The sequence below is a fragment of the Novosphingobium decolorationis genome (assembly GCF_018417475.1).
Classification (GTDB): Bacteria; Pseudomonadota; Alphaproteobacteria; order Sphingomonadales; family Sphingomonadaceae; genus Novosphingobium; species Novosphingobium decolorationis.
In genome coordinates, this window is sequence record NZ_CP054856.1 from 2,175,966 (window position 1) to 2,196,923 (window position 20,958).

Consider the following 20,958-nt stretch of genomic DNA (forward strand, 5'->3'; position numbering starts at 1 on the left):
CTCTAGAAGCGCACGGTGCCCTGTACGCCGATAGTGCGCGGCTGGGCCACCGAGCGCGCGTAGTAGCGCGAGATCACCCCGTCGTTGACCAGGTTGCGGCGGGTCAGGTCGTTGCTGACGCCGGTTACCGCGTAGGTGTCGAAGATGTTGGTCGCGAAGACACCCACGTCGAAACGGTCGGTCTTGTAGGTGATGTTGGCCTGGTGCATCCAGTAATCCGGCAGCTTCTCGCCGCCGCCACGGCTGCCCACGCGGGTCAGGATGTTCCCGGTATAGGTCGCAGTCCAGCCGAAGTTGAGCGCGTTGTCGCCCACCGGCAGCTCGTAGGTCGCCCCGATCGCGCCCTTGTTCTTGGCCGAGCCGGGCAGACGGTCGCCCGAGAAGGCACCGACAAGATCGCCACCGGCAATCGAGAGCAGATCGGGCACGTCCTCGGTCAGGTGCGCATCAAGGTAGGAGTAGTTGCCGCGGATCGAGAGGCCGGGCAGCGGCTGCGCCTGGAACGAGACGTCGATGCCCTTCGACACCGCCTTCCCGCCGTTCGACGTGATGCCGATGGCGCCGTAGGTGGTCTGACCATCAAGCTGGATGCCATCCCAAGAAACATGGAAGGCCGCCAGCGTGAGCATCAGCTTGTTGTCGAACAGCTGAGCGCGCATGCCGATTTCGGCGTTCTTGGTTTCGTCCGGACCGAAGTCGAGTTCGTTGGGCAGGGCGCACAGCGTCTGGCCGTTCTGCTGCCCGCCAGCCTCGTGGATGTCGATGACTTCCTGGCTGCACGGCGCCACGCGGTTCACGCCGCCAATGCGGTAGCCGGTCGACCAGGTGCCGTAGACCATGAACTCGGGCGCGATGTTCCACGAGGCGTTGATCTTGTAGACAAGGCCGTCCTTCGACGTGCTGCCCGAGCGCGAGCTGTAGTCATCGTCCCAGAGCGGCAGGTAGGAGCCCCCGTTCACCCAGGCATCGTACTTGTAGTAGCGCAAGCCCCCGGTGACCTGCAGGTCATCGGTGAAGTGGACGCTCGCCTCGCCGTAGAGGCCCTTCTCATCGTTGGTCGAGCGCACGAACGAGGAGTACTCATGCGCGTAGCCGTCCACCGAGGGGTCGGTCTCGAGGTCAGTGCCCCAATTCTCGTTCGCCCAAGCCGGGAAGCCGGGCACGTATTCGTCGTAGTTCGAGCGGTACGACTGGCGGTTCCAGAAGGCACCGGCCACAAAGCTGAACGGTCCGTCGAAGGTCGAGACGAAGCGCAACTCGTTGGTGAAGGCGTGCTCCTTCTGGTTCGACTGGTTGTAGCTCGAGAACCCGGGAAAATGTTCGTAGTCGTAGTCGAGGTCGATCAGGAGGTCGGTGTTGTCGCCCTGATACTCGGCCTTGCGCTGGGTATAGGCCGAGACGAACACCACGTTGACCGCGTCCGCGACGTTGCCCTCGACCTCGAGCGAGAGGAGGTCGCCGCTGCGCTTGGCGGGCTCCATGTAGCGCCACGGGCCCTCGTAGCGGCCCTCACCCACGACACCGCCGCCATTGGCCGAACGGCCGTCGGTCTTGGTCTCCTGATGCGCGTAGGTCACGTAGACCTTGAGATCGTCGGCGTAGAAGCCGAGCTGGTTGCGCGTGGTGAAGGTGCGCTCGAAGTTGAGATCCTTGCCGCGCGTGAAGTTCGCGTCCTGGTCCGCCTCACTGCCCAGCGGATTGTCGACACCGCCCGGCTGCGGAAGCGACGTGCCCGGCTCCTGCAGCAGGTAGGGATAGTCGATGAAGCCCGGGGTGAAGTAGTAGCCGGTCGCCGAGCGGAACGCGATCGTGTCCTCCACGAGCGGCACGTTGACGACGCCGTAGCCGTTGTAGCCGGTATCGCCCGAGTGGGCCATGTCGAAGACGCGGCCGCTGCCCTCGAACGAGAATTCGCCGGCGTCGGGGCGGTTGGGCATGTTGCGCATCGCGCCCGCCAGCGTGCCCAGACCATAGAGCGTACCCTGGGGGCCAAGGAGCGTCTCGACGCGGTTGATGTCGATCAGCTTGAAGTCGTAGTACATGGGCACTTCGCCCAGGTACATGCCGACGGCCGAGTTCGAGTTGTCACCGGCGGTGGCCGACGTGTCGCTGGCCGAAAGGCCGCGCATGACAATCGTGCCCGCGCCGCGCGGACCGTTGTCGAGGATCGTCACACCCGGCGTGAAGGCGCCCAGGTTGCGCATGTCGTCGATGTGCTGTTCCTGCAGATCATCGCCGCTGATCGCGCTGATGTTGATCGGCGTTTCCATGATCGTGGTGTCGCGGCGGGTGGCCGAGACGACGATCGCCGAGCCGACCAGTGCAGGCGCATCGGCAGCCGCCGCAGCGCTAGCCGGAGCCGCGACATCCGCCGGTACGTCGGCCGCCTCATCGGCCAGCGCGGGCGAAGCGAGCGCCGCGCAGGTAATGCCGGTCGCGCACAAGAGTCCGGCCTTGAATTGTCCCCGAATTGACATGCAAACCCCCTGTAGATTTTAGTTAAAGCTTGCCCGTTCCCTGACAGCACACCGCCAGGGCCGGATCCGATTGGTTGGTGGAATGAAGACCCCGGCGCACACGGGATGCTGCGCGCGCCGGATGCTCCCGGTGCGTTACGGCTGGCCGGTCGACGCCTTCGTGGTCTTGGTCGTGCTGCGCAGGCGATCGATCACCGGCTGGAAGGGAAACAGGAACTGCTCCCGGATCGTGAGGCGCCGCAGGTCGTCCTGGCCGACCACCCTCGCCTCACCCTCGCGGTAGGTGCCCATCAGGCGGTCGAGCAGGATCAGCGAATTGGCATAGTTGCAGCGCGTGCTCTCGTAGTCGGTCGAGTGATGCAGGCTGTGGTGGCGGATGGTGGTGAAGAAGAAGGCGTAGAACGCCGGCGGGTTCGCGCGCACATTGGCATGGGCGTAGGTCGAGACGACGCCGAGCACGTTGAAGGCGCAGAACACCGGAACCATATCGAAATCGAAGAAGGCAAGAACGCTTAGACCGATCAGGAACAGCTCGATCGGGTTGCCGACATAGCCCTTCATCGCGTTGAGCTGGGTGACGTGATGGTGCGGCGCGTGGGTCAGCCAGAACGGCGTCGAATTGTGCATCAGGCGGTGCATCCAGTACTGCCCGAACTCGAACAGGACCATGACCATCACGACCTGCACGAGGAACGGCAGTTCACCCGCCCAGGGCGTCGCGATGCCGAGCGTTTCCTTGAGCGCGAACAGCGGTCCATCGCCCGCCACCTCGACCAGCCAGCCAATGGCGGTGTAGCCCAGCGCAACGTAGAAGACGTCGGTCGCGAATTCGCGGCCGTTCATGCGCCAACCTTCGTGGCGCTCGAACGCCCACTCGAGAAGTTGCACGAACGTCGTCACCACAAGTCCGGCAACAACCAGCGACCAGGGGCTCTGCGTCAGCGAGGCGGGCGCGAACATCCAGAAGAGAACGACGGCCAGAACCGTGAAGGGCGGAAGAAGATCGACGAACAGCGCCTTGAGTCCTGCCGCACGCGGCGCCGGAGCAAAGTCAATTCCGACAGCCGAAGCGTTGGAAGACACAGGTTCGTGCTCCTCGTGGTAATCCGGACTGAAGGTCGGCGTTCGAGCCATTACGAATCTCCCTCATCGCGCCGAAATACGGCGCAACCCTTGCGTTCTCCTCCCCGTGTCCAAGCTCGCTCTCAGTGGCGAATACGGACACGGTATTGATATTACAGTTTGCGTCAAGAGTATTAATTCGCGACCGCAACATTGCGCATTGAAAAGTCGTAACTCGCGGAAATGCTTACCCTTGCCTCCTTATCCGCGTGTGCAAATCGCTCCGGGACGCTGGCGTTTTGCAGTGCGAAAGCGTGATTCGCCGCACTCTGGCCTCGTGCTGTACCCCTTATGCCACACCCGGATGCGAGCGGACTTTCGGGCACCACACCCCGGACATGACCTCCCACCCCGCCTTGATATTACCGAAGAGCGAACGTGGTAATATTGCCGATGGACAAGCCGAATACTTTTCGCGATTGAGGAGAGACAGCGCGCCCGATCCTTCAAGGATGCCTTGCCCCGGCGCGGGCCCCAAGACGAGACGAGTTGAGAGACCGATGAGCACCGAACTTGCCCGCCTCAGCATGAGCCTGCCCGCCGACCTGTTCCGCCAGCTCGACATCATGGTCGAGGAACGCGGCCTGCCTTCGCGCTCGCAGCTGATCGCCGAACTGATCCGCCACTCGCTTGCCAAGCATGAGGCGCGCACCCGTCCCGACGAGATGCTCGCGGGCACGATCACCATTGTCTATCGCGGCGACCGGGGCCGTGTGCGCCAGCAGCTTGCCGAGCGCCAGACCGAGTTCCTCAAGGAAGTGATCTCCTCGCAACATGTCTTTCTCGAGGATGACCAGTCGCTCGAGGTGCTGCTGGTCCAGGGCCCGGCCGTGCGTCTGGCCGACCTGGCCGACGCGCTGCGCGGCATTCGCGGCGTCAGCCAGCTCGAACTCGTCACGACCACCGCACTGCTCCCCCCGCTGCACGAGCAGGACGGCCTGGACGCCGCAACCTCGGCGGTGACCGGGAAAGCGGCGCGCGGCGCCGAAGCGGCCTGAATGCGCTTCTTCGCGCACGGATAGCGATCGCGCGCGAAGAGAAGCCCCGCGGGGCTGAACAGGGGCGCAAAGCCGCAGAAATGCGACCCTGAAGCCGTGTCCTGCGCGCGGCATCCCAGGTGACGACCTGTCAGCACTGCGCCCGCGTCGGTATTACACAATCTTCACGAAGTAATACATTTTGGATGGACAAGCCCTTCCAGACGCGCAATGTTGCGCTGCGAAAGGGGACTGATTCATGCTCGCATCCATCCGCAAGGCCGCCGCCCTCGCCGTGACCGCCGGAGCACTCTTCACCGCGTCGTGCTCCGGGCCTGCGGACGCGCCCGAGACCCCGCGCACCGAGTTCAACATCGGCTGGTCGATCTACGCCGGCTGGATGCCCTGGCCCTATGCCCAGCAGGCCGGCATCGTGAAGAAGTGGGCCGACAAGTACGGCATCACGATCAACATCGTGCAGGTGAACGACTACGTCGAATCGGTGAACCAGTACACCGCGGGCAAGCTCGACGGCGTAACGGTCGCCAACATGGACGCGCTCACCATCCCGGCCGCGGGCGGCAAGGACACCAGCGCGATCATCGTGGGCGACTACTCGAACGGCAACGACGGCGTCCTCCTCAAGAACGCATCGGATCTCAAGGCGATCAAGGGCCAGCCGGTCAACCTGGTCGAGCTTTCGGTCTCGCACTACCTGCTCGCCCGAGCGCTCGAATCGGTGAACATGACCTTGCGCGACGTGAACACCATCAACACCGCCGATGCCGACATCGTGGGCGCCTTTGCCAGCCCCGACGTCAAGGCCGCGGTGGCCTGGAACCCGCAGCTCTCCTCGATGAAGGCGCAGGACGGCGCCCACGAGGTCTTCAGCTCGGCCGATATTCCCGGCGAAATCCTCGACCTTCTCGTCGTCGACACCAAGACGCTGAAGGCCAACCCCAAGCTCGGCAAGGCGCTGACCGGCATCTGGTACGAAACGGTCGCGCTGATGCAGCAGCAGAATGAACAGGGCAAGGAGGCGCGCGCGGCGATGGCCAAGCTCGCCGGCGCCAGCCCCGCGCAGTTCGACAGCCAGCTTGCCACCACTCACCTCTACGCCGACCCGGCCGAGGCGGTGAAGGCGACCGACGATGCTGCGCTTGTCACCACCATGACCCGCGTGCGCGACTTCAGCTTCGCGCAGGGGCTCTTCGGCGGTGCGCCTTCGGCCGACACCGTGGGCATGTCCTTCCCCGGCGGCAAGACGCTGGGCAATGCGCAGAACGTCACGCTGCGTTTCGACGACAGCTTCATGAAGATGGCGGCCGACAAGAAGCTCTGAGCGGCCGCTTCCCTTCTCTTCCCCCCGAAATATCGAACCTGAGGTGAGGCGCCGCTTATGCGTTGGGTGAATCGCCAGGTCGGCCGGAGCAACCGGATTTTCCTCGGATCGCTGCCGATCCTGCTCCTCGTGCTGACCTACCTGTTCCTGGCCGTCCAGCGGCACGAGGCCAACCCGGCCGACAAGATCCTACCGCTTCCCTCGGCCATGGTCTCGAGCATGTCCGCGCTCATCATGGAGCCGGACAAGCTCTCCGGGCAGTTCATCTTCTGGGCCGACACGCTGGCCAGCCTCCAGCGCCTGGGCATCGGCCTTGGCATCTCGACGCTGATGGCGCTCGCGGTCGGCCTCGTGCTCGGCATCCTGCCGCCTGTGCGCGCTACCTTCGGGCCGCTGGTGACGGGCATCGCGGTGATCCCCCCGATTGCCCTTCTTCCCATCCTCTTCATCGCGCTCGGCCTTGGCGAGACGGCCAAGGTAGCGCTGATCGTGGTGGGCATTGCGCCGGTCATGATCCGCGACGTTGCCGCCCACGTCCAGGCGCTCCCACGCGAACTCATCATCAAGGCCCAGACGCTGGGCGCAAGCAGCTGGCAGGTGATGATCCGCGTCGCGCTGCCCCAGGCCATGCCCCGCCTGATCCAGGCGATCCGCCTCGCGCTGGGCCCGGCCTGGGTGTTCCTGATCTCGGCCGAGGCAATCGCGTCGGATGTCGGGCTTGGCTACCGTATCTTCCTGGTCCGCCGCTATCTCTCGATGGACGTGATCCTGCCCTACGTCGCCTGGATCGCGCTCCTCGCCATCGCCATCGACTTCGTCCTCGTCACGATCAGCAAGCGCGGCTTTGCCTGGGCCCATGGAGACGACCATTGAGCAGCCTTCTCAGCCTCCGCAACGTCTGGGTCGAGTATGGGGACAAGGTCATCATCGAGAACCTCAGCCTCGACATCGAGGAAGGGTCCTTCGTTTCGGTGGTCGGCCCCTCGGGCGCAGGCAAGAGCAGTTTCCTGCGCCTGATCCTGGGCCAGGAAGGCCCGAGCCGCGGGAAGATCCTGCTCGACGGCACCCCGCTGCCGCCCGAATGCGGGCCCGACCGCGGTGTCGTCTTCCAGCGCTATTCCACCTTCCCGCACCTGACCGCCCTGCGCAACGTCATGTTCGGGCACGAATGCGACGGCGCGCCCTTTTCCGCCCGCCTGTTCGGTTCGGCCAAACGCAAGGCCCGCGAGGAAGCCGCCGAGATGCTGAGCGCGGTGGGGCTGGGCGCCAATCTCGACAGCTACCCGGCCGAGATGTCGGGCGGCATGCAACAGCGTCTGGCGATTGCCCAGGCGCTCATCAAGCGCCCGCGCATCCTGCTTCTAGATGAGCCGCTCGGCGCGCTCGATCCGGGCATCCGCGCGGACATGCACGAGCTCATCTCGCGGCTGTGGCGCGACTATGCGCTGACCATCGTCATGGTCACCCACGACATCCGCGAGGCCTTCACCCTGGGGACCCGTGTGCTCACGCTCGACAAGCGCCGCCACGACCCCCAGGCGCCGCACCGTTACGGCGCGACGGTGGTCTACGACCTGCCGCTCGACAAGGAGAATGCGCAGGTCACCTACCACGCCGAGCGTATTACTATTGACGAAATTCGTAATAACTGAGAGACCAGAGGCATGAGCTCCGAATCCGCTTCCCTTGCCCGTCTCAGCATGAGCTTGCCCGCCGAACTGTTCCGGCAGCTCGACGTGATGGTGGCGGAACGGGCCCTGCCCTCGCGCTCGCAGCTGATCGCCGAACTGATCCGCCAGGCCCTGGCCGAGCACGAATCGCTGTTCCGTCCCGACGAGATGCTCGCGGGCACGATCACCATGGTCTACCGCGGCGAGCGCGGGCGCATGCGCCACCAGCTCTTCCGCACCCAGTCCGGCTTCCTGAAGGAGATCATCTCCTCGCAGCACATCTTCCTTGAGCACGACCGCTCGCTGGAAGTGCTCCTGGTGCAGGGCCCCTACGCCCGCCTCAAGGAGTTGTGCGACGCGATCCGCCGCCTGCGCGGCCTTCAGCAGCTCGAACTGGTGACCACCACCTCGCTTCTGCCGCCGCTCCACAAGCAGGACCGCGGCGCCCCCGACACGCCCCCTCACATTCCCGGAGCGCATCCATGACACAGACCCTGGAAAATCCCCTGGCCGCGCGCGACCATGCCCGCAGCATGGAAGGCACCGTGGTGGAAAGCATGCCCGTGCTGCCGCCGGTGGCCGACGATCTTCCCGCCGGCATTTCGCCCAGCGACCTTGTCTGGGAAGAGACCATCGCGGCGGGCGGCTATGCCACGCGGCGCCTGGCGCGCGGCGCGCGCCTGCGCCTCATCGATCTCAAGGGCGATGCCTGCGCCTCGCTCCTGATCTTCAACGCCGAGATGCCCAGCGAACGCCTCAACGTCGCGGACACGGTGAAGGTCCAGTGGAATGCCTATCTGGAGAAGGGCCGCCTGCTCCTCTCCGACATGGGCCGCGTGCTGATGAGCCTGGTCGAGGACGAGGCCGAGACGCACGACTGCTTCTGCGGTGTCTCCAACGCGAAGCTGAGCGCGGCGAAGTACGGCAAGGGCCAGGAGCCCGCCCCCTACTTCTCCAACGGCCGCGACCGCTTCCTGAACGGGGTGGCCAAGCATGGCCTGGGCCCGCGCGACGTGCACCCGTGCGTCAACCTGTTCAAGGGCGTGCGGGTTGAGGACGACGGGGTCATCACCCCCCTCACCGGCCCCTTCGATGCCGGGCGCAGCGTGATCCTGCGCGCGGAAATGGACGTGATCGTGGTGATCGCCAACTGCCCCCACGTGATGGACCCGCGCGAGGAATGGTCGTGCACCCCCCTTCGCGCGACCGCCTGGCGCGGGCCCATCACCCCCGAGGACGATGCGGTGCGCAACGCCACGCCCGAAGGCCGCCGCGCCTTCCTCAATGTCGAAGACTACTTCCGTCGCTGAAAGGACCAAGTGCCATGACCGCTGATCCCTACCTGGCCGATCTTTCCGGCGCCGTTGTCCACGACGAGACCGTTCCCGCGCGCGGCCCCTGGCTGCACCACATCAAGGCGGGCGAAACGCTGCGCATCGTGGACCTGGAGGGCAACCAGGCCGTCGACTTCCTGCTCTATTCCGAGGCCGACGACGCCGAGCGCTACAGCGCGCAGGACACCGTTTCGGCGCAGGGCAACCTGTTCCTGCGCGAGGGCACCGTGCTGCGCTCGAACGAGGGCAACCCGATGATGACCATCGCGGGCACCTCGGTCGCCTACCACGACACCATCGGCGGCGCGTGCTCGTGCGAATCGAACACGCTGCGCTACGGCCACCACACCAAGGCCCAGCACGCCTGCGTCGAGAACTTCCTCAACGCCAACCTCACCGAGGGGCGCACCAAGCGCGACATCGTCTCGAACATCAACTTCTTCATGAATGTTCCGGTCGAGGCGGACGGGTCGCTGGGCATCGTCGATGGCATTTCGGCACCGGGCCTCACCGTCGATCTCAAGGCCGAGATGGACGTCATCGTCGTCGTCTCGAACTGCCCGCAGATCAACAACCCCTGCAACGGCTTCAACCCGAGCCCCGTCCGGATGATCGTGACCGCATGACCTTCGACACCGTCCTGATCGCCAACAGGGGCGCGATCGCAACCCGCATCATCCGTACCCTGCGCCGCATGGGCCTGCGCTCGGTGGCGGTCTACTCCAAGGCCGACGAGGGCTCGCTCCACGTCTCCGAGGCCGACGTCGCGGTCTGCATCGGCGAAGCCAAGCCTTCCGAGAGCTACCTCGACATCGCAGCGATCATTGCGGCGGCGAGGGAAACCGGCGCGGGGGCGATCCACCCGGGCTACGGCTTCCTTTCCGAGAACCTCGAATTCGCGCAGGCCTGCGCCGATGCGGGAATCGTCTTCGTGGGCCCGACGCCCGAGAACATCTCGACCTTCGGCCTCAAGCACTCTGCCCGCGCGCTCGCCGCCGCGCACGACGTGCCCCTGGCGCCCGGCACCGACCTCCTCACCGACGAGGAAGAGGCCGTCGCGGCCGCCGCCAGGATCGGCTACCCGATCATGCTCAAGGCCACCGCGGGCGGCGGCGGCATCGGCATGCGCGTGTGCGAGAACGAAGGTGACGTGCGCGAGGGCTTCGCCTCGGTCAAGCGCCAGGGCCAGGCGAGCTTTGGCGATGCGGGCGTGTTCCTTGAAAGCTACATTCGCCGCGCGCGCCACATCGAGGTCCAGCTCTTCGGCGATGGCGAAGGCAAGGTCGTGGCGCTCGGCGAACGCGACTGCTCGCTCCAGCGCCGCAACCAGAAGGTGGTCGAGGAAAGCCCCGCCTCCTGCCTTCCCCAAGCCGTGCGCGAGGAACTCATCGCCTCGGCCATTCGCCTGGGCGAAGCGGCGAACTACCGCTCGGCCGGCACCGTGGAATTCCTCTACGATGCCGACAAGGAGCAGTTCTTCTTCCTGGAAATGAACACGCGTCTCCAGGTCGAACATGGCGTGACCGAGGAAGTCTTCGGCATCGACCTTGTCGAGTGGATGATCCGCGGCGGCGCGGGCGACTACGCCTTCCTGTCCGAAGATCACGGCGCGCCCCGGGGCCACGCGGTCCAGCTGCGCATCTACGCCGAGGACCCCTCGCTCGACTACCGCCCGACCACGGGCATCCTCACCAACGTGGAATTCCCGGACGACATCCGCGTCGAGACCTGGGTCGCGGGCGGCAGCGAGATCACCGCCTGGTACGATCCCATGCTCGCCAAGCTGATCGTTCACGCGCCCACCCGCGAGGACGCGGTCGCGGCCGTGCAGAAGGTCGCCGACACGGCCCGCATCGACGGTATCGAGACCAACCTGCGCTGGCTGCGCGACGTTACCCGCTGCGAGGAATTCACCAGCGGCGCGGTCTCCACCCGCGTCCTCGACACCATTTCCTACCAGCCCACCGGCTTTCGCGTGGTTGCAGGCGGCACGGCGACGACCGTGCAGGACTGGCCGGGCCGCCAGAAGTACTGGGCGGTCGGCGTGCCCCCTTCGGGCCCGATGGACGACCAGTCGTTCCGCCTCGGCAACCGTCTGCTCGGCAATCCCGAAGGCACCGAGGGCCTGGAGATCACCGTCACCGGCCCGACGCTTGCCTTCACGGCCCCTGCCCGCATCTGCCTGATGGGCGCGGACTTCGGCGCGCGGCTCGACGACCAGCCGGTCGCGCGCGGCACCGTGCTTGAGATTGCAGCCGGCCAGACTCTCTCGATGGGCCGGGCGACCGGCGGCGGCATGCGCGGCTACATCCTCTTTGCGGGCGGCCTCGATGTCGCGCCGTACCTGGGCAGCTGCTCGACCTTCGAGCTCGGCCAGTTCGGCGGCCCCGCCGCGCGCCGCCTGCTGGCAGGTGACACCCTGCACCTGGGCGGCAAGCCCACGGGGACGGCGCTCCCCACGCCCGAGATCCCCGAAGTTTCGACCGAGTGGACGCTGCGCGTCCTCTACGGCCCCCACGGCGCGCCCGACTTCTTCACCGACGATGACATCGGCACGCTCGTCTCGGCGAGCTGGCAGGTCCACTACAACTCCAACCGCACCGGCGTGCGCCTGGTCGGCCCCAAGCCGCAATGGGCGCGTACCGACGGCGGCGAGGCGGGCCTGCACCCCTCCAACATCCACGACAACGCCTACGCCATCGGCGCGGTGGATTTCACCGGCGACATGCCGATCATCCTGGGCCCCGATGGCCCGTCGCTGGGCGGCTTCGTGTGCCCCTTCGTCGTGATCGCGGCGGACTTGTGGAAGGTCGGCCAGCTCACCGCAGGCGACAAGGTACGCTTCGTGCCGGTGACCATGGACGACGCCGACGCGGCCCACGCCGCGCAGCGCGCCTTCCTCGAAAGCGGCACGCCCGTACCGGCCACGCCCCTGCGCGACGTCGCGGACCTCGACCCGATCCTCGCCCAGCTTCCCGAAGGCCCGGGCCGTCCGCGCACGGTCTACCGCCAGCAGGGCGACCGCAACATCCTCATCGAGTACGGCGACATCGTCCTCGACGTGGAGCTGCGCATCCGCGTCCACGCGCTGATGGCCGAACTGGAGAAGATGGCGCTGCCCGGCGTGATCGACATCGTGCCCGGCATCCGCTCGCTCCAGTTCCACTTCGATGGCGAAGTGCTGCGCCAGAAGGACGCGCTGGACGCCCTCATCTCCGCCGAGGAGCGTCTGGGCGACCTGGAGGACTTCACCGTCCCCTCGCGCGTTGTCCACCTGCCCTTGAGCTGGCGCGATCCGGCCACTCTCGAGACAATCGAGAAGTACATGTCGATCGTGCGCGACGATGCGCCCTGGTGCCCCGACAACATCGAGTTCATCCGCCGCGTCAATGGGCTTCCCAATGCCGATGCGGTCAACAACATCGTGTTCGACGCCAACTACATCGTGCTGGGTCTGGGCGACGTCTACCTCGGCGCACCGGTGGCGACCCCGATGGACCCGCGCCACCGCCTCGTCACCACCAAGTACAATCCGGCGCGCACCTGGACACCGCCCAACGTCGTGGGCATCGGTGGCGCCTACATGTGCATCTACGGCATGGAAGGTCCGGGCGGCTACCAGCTCTTCGGGCGCACGATCCAGGTCTGGAACACCTACCGCCAGACCGACGCCTTCACAGACGGCAAGCCCTGGCTGCTGCGCTTCTTCGACCAGATCCGCTTCTATCCGGTAAGCCCGGACGAGCTGATGGAATGGCGCCGCGAGTTTCCCAACGGGCGCCGCTCGATCCAGATTGAGGAGAGCGAGTTCCGCCTTGCCGACTACCGCAAGTTCCTGGCCGACAATGCGGAATCGATCGGGGAATTCCAGGCCACCCGCCAGGCCGCGTTCGACGAGGAACGCGCCGAATGGCGCCGCAACGGCGAATTCGACCGTGTGGCTGAGGCCGAGGACGTCGAAGACCTCGAACCCGTCGCCGTCGACGTGCCCGAAGGCGCCGACCTCATCGAGGCGCCCTATGGCGGCGTTGTCGCCCAGCTTCTCGTTTCGCCCGGCGACATCGTGAAGGCGGGCGACCGTATCGCGGTGGTCGAGGCGATGAAGATGGAAGCCCCTGTCGAGAGCCCGGGATCGGGCACAATCTCGGCGATCTACATGGAAGAGGGCAAGTCGTTGCAGCCTGGCTCGCCGATGCTCGCCCTGTCGAGGACCGCATGATGGACCTGAGCCGCCGCAGCGCTGCGGACATTGCCGCCCGTGTCAACGCGGGCACCCTCACCGCCCTTGCCGTTGCCGAGGAAACCCTCGCGCGGGCCGAGAGCTACGACGCGATCCAGCCCCAGATCTGGATCAGCCGCGCCGCGCCCGAGGCCGTACTGGCGCAGGCCCGCGCGGTGGACGCGCGCGTGGCGGCGGGCGAGAGCCTGCCACTTGCGGGCGTGCCCTTCGCGGTGAAGGACAACATCGATGCGGCCGGGCTCCAGACCACCGCCGCCTGCCCCGCCTTCGCCTATGCCCCGGACGAGGACGCCACCGTGGTCGCGCGGCTGCGCGAGGCGGGCGCCATCCTCATCGGCAAGACCAACCTCGACCAGTTCGCCACCGGCCTTGTCGGCACACGCAGCCCCTACGGCATCCCGCGCAACGCCTATAACCAGGCTTACGTCAGCGGCGGGTCCAGTTCGGGCTCCTCGGTCGTGGTCGCGGCGGGCATCGTGCCCTTTGCGCTGGGCACCGATACGGCGGGGTCGGGCCGCGTTCCCGCCGCCTTCAACCACCTCATCGGCTTCAAGCCCACCAAGGGCCGCTGGAGCACGAAGGGGCTGGTCCCGGCCTGCCGCACCATCGACTGCATCACCGTCTTCACCGACGACACCGCCGACGCGCGCCTTGTCGACGGCGTGATTGCGGGCTTCGATGTCGCCGATCCCTACTCCAAGCCGCTGGCCGACGCACCGCTTGCGCCCAGGGTCATCGGCGTGCCGCGCAAGGATCAGCGCCAGTTCTTCGGCGATGCCGCAGCCGAAACCTTCTACGAGCAGGCGCTCGAGGTGCTGGGCCGCGAGGCCAGGATCGTCGAGATCGACTACGCCCCGCTTCAGGAAGCTGCGCTCCTCCTCTACGGCGGGCCGTGGGTTGCCGAGCGTACTGCGGCCATCGAAAGCCTGCTGACGAGCGATCCCGAGGCGATCGACCCGGTCGTGCGCGAGGTCGTGGAACCGGGCCTCAAGATCGGCGCGGTCGAGCTCTTCAACGGCATCTACCGCATGGCTGAGCTGAAGCGCCACGCCGACCTTCTCTGGGAGGAGGTCGACATGCTCGCCTTCCCCACCACCGGCACCACCTACCGTGTGGCCGAGCTGGCCAAAGCGCCCGTCGCGCTCAATTCCAACCTTGGCTACTACACCAACTTCGTGAACCTGCTCGACATGGCCGCGCTCGCGGTCCCGGCCGGAATCCGCGACAACGGCACCGGCTTTGGCGTGACACTGATCGGGCCTGCCGACACCGACCGCGCGCTGCTTGACGTCGCCGATGGCTACCTTGCCGCGCGCACATCTTCTCCTTTGCCACCGCTTGATCTTGAGGGACGTATGGAAGCCGTGAAACTGGCCGTTGTCGGCGCCCACCTGAAGGACATGCCGCTCCACTGGCAGCTGACCTCGCGCGACGCCACATTCATCGGCGCCTTCGACACCGCGCCCAGCTACCGCCTCTACGCGCTGGCCAACAGCACGCCCCCCAAGCCCGCGCTCGTCTTCGAGGAAGGCGGCACCAGCCTGCCGGTCGAAGTCTACGAGTTGGGCGCGGCCGAATTCGGCAGCTTCGTCGCCGAAGTGCCCGCCCCGCTTGCCATCGGCACGGTCACGCTGGCCGATGGCTCCAGCGTCAAGGGCTTCGTGTCCGAACCGCGCGCGACGATCGGTGCCACCGACATCACCGCTCTTGGCGGTTGGCGCAACTATATCGCCAGCCTCGGCTGAGACGAAAGCCACGCTTCGGGTCGCACCGGGCACTCTTGCGCACACTACGTTGAATGGGGGACATCGGATGAACAGGTACACGCGCACTCTGGCGGCAGGCGCTGTCGCCGCCATGGTTTCGCTCGCCAGCCCTGCGCTGGCGCAGGATGAGACTGTCGTCCATGTCCCCGACTTCGCCGACTTCCTGGCCGTCGATGGCGACAGCGTCTGGGCCACCAACCGGGGCCGGGTCGAAAAATGGTCGCGCGCGGGCAAGCAGGCGCAGGTCCCGCTCGGGCGCCCGTGTGGCACCATGAGCATCGCGGCCGGTTCGCTGTGGGTGGCCGACTGCGGCGCGGGCACGATCAACCGCATCGATCTTGCCAGCGGCAAGCTCGTCGCCGCGATCTACACCGGCATCGCCAACCAGGCGGGCGAGCTGAACGTCGCCTTCGGCGCAGGCTCGATCTGGGTCGCGAGCAATCCCAACGGACAGGTCGCGCGCATCGACCCCGCCACCAACGCGGTAACCGCGCAAGTCACCGTCGATCCGGGCACCTGGTACCTGGCTTATGGCTTTGATGCCGTGTGGGCCGTCAGCGCCGAGAAGCAGACGCTCCAGCGCATCGATCCGGCCACCAACGAAGTGACCGGAAGCACGCCTCTTGGCACCACCCCCGGCTTCCTCGCTGCGGGCGAAGGCGCGGTCTGGGTCCAGGAGCAGGGCGACGGCACGCTGGCGCGCGTCGATCCGGCCAGCGTCGAGGTGACCGGCCGGATCAAGGTGGGCGACAACCTCAAGTGGGGCGACATCGACACCGGCGCGGGCAAGGTCTGGCTGCGCACCACCGACGACCAGCGCTTCGTCGTCATCGACGCGGCGAAGTCGGAAATCATCGCCCGCATGGGCAAGCCCGCGGGCAGCGGGGCGCTGCGCTACACCCCCGAGGGCGTGTGGACCTCCGCCCACGACGAGCACATCATCACCTGGTGGCCCACCGCCATGCTGCCCGACTGACCAGCGAGACGCGCGCGGATCGATCTGGTCTGCGTACTGCCCCCCGCGCCGCGACATAATCCTGCCCATCCACCAACGGGCTCGCCGCGATCTTTCCGCGTCGGGCCCGTTCGGGCATGTTCGGCAAGGAATTCGCACGGATGGTCGACGTCGCCGTTGTCGCAGGGGTCGAGTTCGACTACGGGCTCTCGCATAGGTCCGGACCCGCCTTCCGTGACACGGCGCCAAGAAAGGCCCGGCGCCACGAAAGGCCCGATGCCACGAAAAGGAAGCCCGCTCGATGTCCGCGCCTTACGCCAGGCAGCCCAGATGGCTTACCACTCTTCGAAACGTGACATTCCCCGGCCAAGTTCGCAGTATGAGGCGACAGGTCTGATCGTTCGCGAACGTTCCGGCACCACCGCACTACCACCGCAAGAGTACTCGTAGATGAAAATTGCTGTCTTTGGCCTCGGTTATGTCGGCCTGTCCAATGCCGTCCTGCTCGCGCAGCACAACACGGTCGTGGCCGTCGATATTTCGGCCGAGCGCGTGGAGATGCTCAACGCACGCCAGTCTCCGATCGTGGATGCGGAACTGGAAGAGTTCCTGCACGAGCGCAAGCTCGACCTGCGCGGCACGACCTCTGCCGAGGAGGCGCTCGCCGATGCCGACTATGTCATCATCGCAACACCAACCAACTACGATGTCGAGACCGACAAATTCGACACCTCCTCGGTGGAAGCCGTCATAGGGCTGGCAACCACCCACGCGCCTGCGGCCACGATCGTCATCAAGTCCACGGTTCCGGTCGGGTATGTACGGGACGTGCGCCAGCGCATGGACACACAGCAGGTCATCTTCAGCCCGGAATTCCTGCGCGAGGGCCGCGCCCTCTACGACAACCTGAACCCGTCGCGGATCATCGTGGGCGAACGCTCAGAGCGCGCCCGGATCTTTGCCGACCTGCTGGTGCAAGGTGCCGAGAAGGACGATATCACGGTCCTGTTCACCGACGCCGACGAGGCCGAGGCGATCAAGCTATTCGCGAACACCTATCTTGCAATGCGCGTGGCCTTCTTCAACGAGCTCGACAGCTACGCCATTTCCAGGGGCATCAACACCCGCCAGATCATCGAAGGGGTTGGCCTCGACCCGCGGATCGGCACGCACTACAACAACCCGAGTTTCGGCTACGGCGGCTACTGCCTCCCCAAGGACACCAAGCAGCTGCTCGCGAACTACTCCGAAGTCCCCCAGAACCTGATCCGTGCGATCGTCGATGCCAATCGGACCCGAAAGGACTTTCTGGCCGACCAGATCATCGCCCGCAGCCCGAAGAAAGTCGGCGTCTACCGGCTCGTGATGAAGGCCGGTTCCGACAATTTCCGCCAGTCCTCGATCCAGGGGATCATGAAGCGGATCAAGGCCAAGGGTATCGAGGTGGTCATCTACGAACCGGCGATGAGCGAGGAGACTTTCTTCGGCTCGAAGATCATGCGCGATCTCGACGCGTTCAAGCAGGACTGCGACATCATCATCGCCAACCGCCAGACCGATGCCATCCGCGATGTCGCGGACAAGGTCTACACCCGCGACCTGTTCGGCTCCGACTGAACCCGCGCGGGGGAGCCTGTCTCGTCAACGCCGCTCTGGCGCGGACACGGCCCGATCCGTTGGCGATGCGCTCGTTGCCCCATGGCGTCCCGATCCGCGCCACGTGCGCGGCGAAAAGCCGTTCCATGGTTGCCTTGTGCAAAACCCGATGGTGAACTGCGCTTCACACGGCATGGAGCGATACGGCACTGAACAGCCGCGCTTCCCGCCTCTATGGTGCTGGCACACGATCAACCGAGCCCCGTTCCGATACTTTCGGGCACGACAAGAGCAGGGAAACCAGAATGAAATACCGGTTCATGGGTACGGCCGCAGCGGCCGCCATCGCCTTTTCGGCCTCGCCCGCCATGGCGCGCGATTGTTCGGACCTTCTCACGCTTGAACTTCCCGGCGTCACCTTCACCAAGGCCGAGGCCCAGGGCAGCGCGCCGATCCCGGCCGACCCGATGAGCGCCATGACCGGAGGCTCGCCGCGCCCCGTGCCCGCAGGCCCGCACTGCCTTGTCGAAGGCCGCATCGGCGACCGTGAGGGCGTGGGCGGGCACTACGCCATCCGCTTCCAGATGCGCCTGCCCGAAAAGTGGAACGGACGCTTCCTGTTCCAGGGCGGTGGCGGCACCGACGGCTTCATTGCGCCCGCCATCGGCGCCATCCCGAGCACCGGCTCAACCGCAACGCCCGCGCTGCAGCGCGGCTATGCCGTCGTCAGCATGGACAGCGGCCACGACAAGCCCAACCTCGATTTCGCGGTCGACCAGCAGGCCGTGCTCGACCTGGCCTACGCCTCGATCGGCAAGGTGAGCGACACCGCCAAGGCGCTTATCCGCGCGCGCTATGGCCGCGCGGCGCAAACCTCCTACTTCATGGGCTGCTCGAACGGCGGGCGCGAGGCAATGCAGGCAGCCATGCGCTTTCCTACCGAATTCGACGGCGTGGTCGCAGGCAATCCCGGCTTCCACCTCAGCCGCGCGGCGCTGGGCTCGGTCTGGGATGTGCGCCAGTTCCAGGCGCTGGCCGGTGTCAACGGCGGAGCAAAAGTCGGCCATGGGGCGGCGTAAAACCAGGCCATCGTGTTACACGCCGGGGGGAGTGGCGTGAGGGCGTAGCCCGAGGGCCACTCCCCCCGGCATTGGCTTGCTTTTCAGGGTCTGATTTTGGCCTTGCGGGCCCGGCTGTGAGCGAGGCGATAGCTTTCGCCGTTCATCTCGAGGATGCTGACGTGATGGGTCAGGCGATCGAGGAGCGCGCCTGTGAGACGCTCGGATCCGAAGGTTTCGGTCCATTCGTCGAAGGGCAGGTTGCTGGTGATCAAGGTGGAGCCGCGTTCGTAACGCTGGGAGATCAGCTCGAACAGCAGTTCGGCGCCGGTCTTGGAGAGCGGTACGAAGCCCAGTTCGTCGATGATGAGCAGTTTGTATCCGACCATCTGCTTCTGGAAGCGCAGGAGACGCCGCTCGTCGCGCGCCTCCATCATTTCGCTGACCAGCGCCGCCGCAGTGGTGAAGCCCACCGACAGCCCTTTCTGGCATGCTGCCAGTCCGAGCCCCAACGCTACGTGCGTCTTTCCGGTGCCCGATGGCCCCAGAGCGATGGCGTTCTCACGCCGCTCGATCCACTCGCAGCGCGCCATCTCGAGCACCTGCATCTTGTTGAGCCTCGGGATGACGGTGAAGTCGAAGCTGTCGAGGCTTTTGACGGCGGGGAAGCGCGCGGCCTTGATGCGCCGCTCGACCATACGACGCTCCCTGTCGATCATCTCCATCTCGACAAGGCGGGCGAGGAAGCGGATATGATCGACGCCTTCAGCGGCACATTGCCGGGCGAGCTTGTGGTGCTCTCGCAGGCACGTAGGCAGCTTGAGTGCCTTGAGATTGTGAGCGAGAAGAAGCTCCGGGGTCTGATCGCTCATGCGGCCTCCTGCTGGTCGGAGAGCAGGCTCAGATAGGCTCTGGCAAAGGTCTTCTCGACCGTTGTGCGTGGCAGGAAGGGATAGACGTCCAGGTCCAGCCTGGGCGGTACGCGTTCGACCCGGCACAGGGCGAGGTGCTTGACGGCATCGAAGCCGATGGCGCCAAGATCAATGGCCTGTTCCACCGCCGCACGGAGATCGGCGAGGGTGAACGTTTCCAACAGGCGCAGCACCTGTACATATTCACGCCTGCCATGCTTGTGCATGCGGCCTTCCATCAACCGCTGCAGTGTCGTGAACGCTTCGGGCAAATCCCAGCCCTGCAAAGGCGCGGCCTGGTCGAATGCGTTGATCTTCTGCTCGATCAGCGGGAGATAGTGGAGCGGGTCGAAGATAACCTCCTCGCGGGCATAACAACGAGGATGACGGGCGATGACTTCGCTGCGGCAGCCGACCACCACCTCATCGACATAGGCCCTGATCCAGACCTCCTGATGGCCCCGTGCCACCGGAACCGAATAATCGTTGGTCCTGTAGCGCACCAGGGATTGCGAGGAGACCCGCCCGCTCGTCTGATCGCAGGCCTCGAAGGGTGTAGCGGGCAGAGGCTGCATGGCTGCCAGATCGCGTTGCAAGCGCTCACCGATCGTCTCGCTCTGTCCGCGCACCTTGTCCTGCTGGCGCTTGCGGCATTGCTCCTCCAGCCATAGGTTGAAGGCCTCCCAGGTCGGGAACTTCGGGATCGGCACCATGAAATTGCGGCGGCAGTAACCAACCAGCCCTTCCACATTGCCTTTCTCGTTCCCCTTGCCCGGGCGGGCATAGCGGTCGCGGATCACGTAATGCGACAGGAAAGCGCTGAACAGCGTGGCACGCTTACGCGTGCCGTCTGGCAGGATCTTCGCCACAAGGCAGCGATCGTTGTCATAGACGATCGAGCGCGGCACCGCGCCGAAGAACGCGAAGGCATGAACGTGTCCGTCCACCCGGCCTCCGCCACCGCCGCCGGATAGGCCGCACATAGCAGGCATCACTGTGCGGCAGATCGAGTGCGAAGAAGTAGGCCTTCTGCTGCACCCCGCCGATCTCCACCAGCGCTTCCCCGAAATCGGCCTGCGCATCCCCCGCCGGGTGGGCCAGCGGCACGAACATCTCCCGGCTGCGTTGCTCACGCTCGCGGATGTAATCCTTGATGATCGTATAGCCGCCGGTGAAACCATGCTCGGCGCGCAAGCGGTCGAATACCCGCTTCGCCGTATGGCGCTGTTTGCGCGGGACGCAGCGGTCCCCTTCAAGCCATCCATCAATGATCGCCACAAACCCGTCCAGCTTCGGACGCTGCGGGACAGATTGACGCCGGTAACCCGGTGGCGATGAAAACGACAGCATCTTGCGCACCGTGTCGCGCGACACATTGAAACGCTTCGCCGCCGCCCGCTGGCTCATGCCATCCGCGCAAGCCAAACGGACCTGAAGATAAAGTTCCACGCTGTAGATCCCCACACCTCCCTGACTTGGCAGAAAGGCTTCAAGGTGGACGACTTTTACG

15 protein-coding genes and 1 pseudogene are annotated in these 20,958 nt (G+C 65.7%); 12 read left to right on the plus strand and 4 right to left on the minus strand.

What is annotated here, in order from left to right; translation table 11 throughout:
* Positions 1 to 2 precede the first annotated feature (2 nt).
* Positions 3 to 2,477 carry a TonB-dependent receptor gene (locus HT578_RS09980; protein ID WP_213503842.1) on the minus strand — a complete coding sequence of 825 codons (2,475 nt, stop codon included), beginning with the start codon at positions 2,475 to 2,477 and terminating at the stop codon, positions 3 to 5.
* Between the two features lie 135 nt (positions 2,478 to 2,612).
* A complete protein-coding gene (locus HT578_RS09985) occupies positions 2,613 to 3,611 on the minus strand; it encodes a sterol desaturase family protein (protein WP_213503843.1) in 999 nt (332 codons plus the stop codon).
* A 488-nt stretch (positions 3,612 to 4,099) separates the two neighbouring features.
* Here HT578_RS09985 and HT578_RS09990 point away from each other — a divergent pair, with 488 nt between their 5' ends.
* From HT578_RS09990 to HT578_RS10045, 12 genes are all read left to right on the plus strand, one after another.
* Positions 4,100 to 4,597, plus strand: coding sequence for a CopG family ribbon-helix-helix protein (locus HT578_RS09990; protein ID WP_039390666.1), 498 nt, complete (start codon positions 4,100 to 4,102; stop codon positions 4,595 to 4,597).
* Between the two features lie 238 nt (positions 4,598 to 4,835).
* Positions 4,836 to 5,918, plus strand: a complete 1,083-nt coding sequence (locus HT578_RS09995; protein ID WP_213503844.1) for a putative urea ABC transporter substrate-binding protein — start codon at positions 4,836 to 4,838, stop codon at positions 5,916 to 5,918.
* Between the two features lie 57 nt (positions 5,919 to 5,975).
* Positions 5,976 to 6,791 carry an ABC transporter permease gene (locus HT578_RS10000; RefSeq protein ID WP_039390662.1) on the plus strand — a complete coding sequence of 272 codons (816 nt, stop codon included), beginning with the start codon at positions 5,976 to 5,978 and terminating at the stop codon, positions 6,789 to 6,791.
* A complete protein-coding gene (locus tag HT578_RS10005) occupies positions 6,788 to 7,570 on the plus strand; it encodes an ABC transporter ATP-binding protein (protein WP_213503845.1) in 783 nt (260 codons plus the stop codon). The genes HT578_RS10000 and HT578_RS10005 overlap by 4 nt, the downstream gene beginning before the upstream one ends.
* 12 nt (positions 7,571 to 7,582) lie before the next feature.
* Positions 7,583 to 8,074: a CopG family ribbon-helix-helix protein gene (locus tag HT578_RS10010; protein ID WP_039390659.1), complete on the plus strand. Its 492-nt coding sequence runs from the start codon at positions 7,583 to 7,585 to the stop codon at positions 8,072 to 8,074.
* Complete coding sequence (locus HT578_RS10015) at positions 8,071 to 8,898, plus strand: urea amidolyase associated protein UAAP1 (RefSeq protein ID WP_213503846.1); 828 nt, start codon at positions 8,071 to 8,073, stop codon at positions 8,896 to 8,898. The genes HT578_RS10010 and HT578_RS10015 overlap by 4 nt, the downstream gene beginning before the upstream one ends.
* 14 nt (positions 8,899 to 8,912) lie before the next feature.
* The gene (locus HT578_RS10020) at positions 8,913 to 9,548 is read left to right on the plus strand and encodes an urea amidolyase associated protein UAAP2 (protein WP_213503847.1); all 636 of its coding nucleotides are present in this window, start codon (positions 8,913 to 8,915) and stop codon (positions 9,546 to 9,548) included.
* Complete coding sequence (gene uca / locus HT578_RS10025; protein ID WP_213503848.1) at positions 9,545 to 13,141, plus strand: urea carboxylase; 3,597 nt, start codon at positions 9,545 to 9,547, stop codon at positions 13,139 to 13,141. Before HT578_RS10020 ends, uca begins: the two co-directional genes overlap by 4 nt.
* Positions 13,138 to 14,907, plus strand: coding sequence for an allophanate hydrolase (gene atzF, locus HT578_RS10030; protein WP_213503849.1), 1,770 nt, complete (start codon positions 13,138 to 13,140; stop codon positions 14,905 to 14,907). Before uca ends, atzF begins: the two co-directional genes overlap by 4 nt.
* A gap of 67 nt (positions 14,908 to 14,974) precedes the next feature.
* Positions 14,975 to 15,904 (plus strand): Vgb family protein, encoded by a 930-nt coding sequence (locus tag HT578_RS10035; RefSeq protein ID WP_213503850.1) that lies wholly within the window; start codon positions 14,975 to 14,977, stop codon positions 15,902 to 15,904.
* A gap of 429 nt (positions 15,905 to 16,333) precedes the next feature.
* Positions 16,334 to 17,500 carry a nucleotide sugar dehydrogenase gene (locus HT578_RS10040; protein WP_213503851.1) on the plus strand — a complete coding sequence of 389 codons (1,167 nt, stop codon included), beginning with the start codon at positions 16,334 to 16,336 and terminating at the stop codon, positions 17,498 to 17,500.
* Between the two features lie 284 nt (positions 17,501 to 17,784).
* Entirely contained in the window at positions 17,785 to 18,558 is a 774-nt protein-coding gene (locus HT578_RS10045) for a tannase/feruloyl esterase family alpha/beta hydrolase (protein WP_213503852.1), read from the plus strand.
* An 83-nt stretch (positions 18,559 to 18,641) separates the two neighbouring features.
* Here HT578_RS10045 and istB read toward each other — a convergent pair whose 3' ends face one another.
* On the minus strand, positions 18,642 to 19,409 hold the full coding sequence (gene istB / locus HT578_RS10050) for an IS21-like element helper ATPase IstB (RefSeq protein ID WP_213500153.1): 768 nt from the start codon (positions 19,407 to 19,409) through the stop codon (positions 18,642 to 18,644).
* A pseudogene (istA, locus tag HT578_RS10055) lies at positions 19,406 to 20,897 on the minus strand (IS21 family transposase). Before istA ends, istB begins: the two are co-directional and overlap by 4 nt.
* Positions 20,898 to 20,958 lie beyond the last annotated feature (61 nt).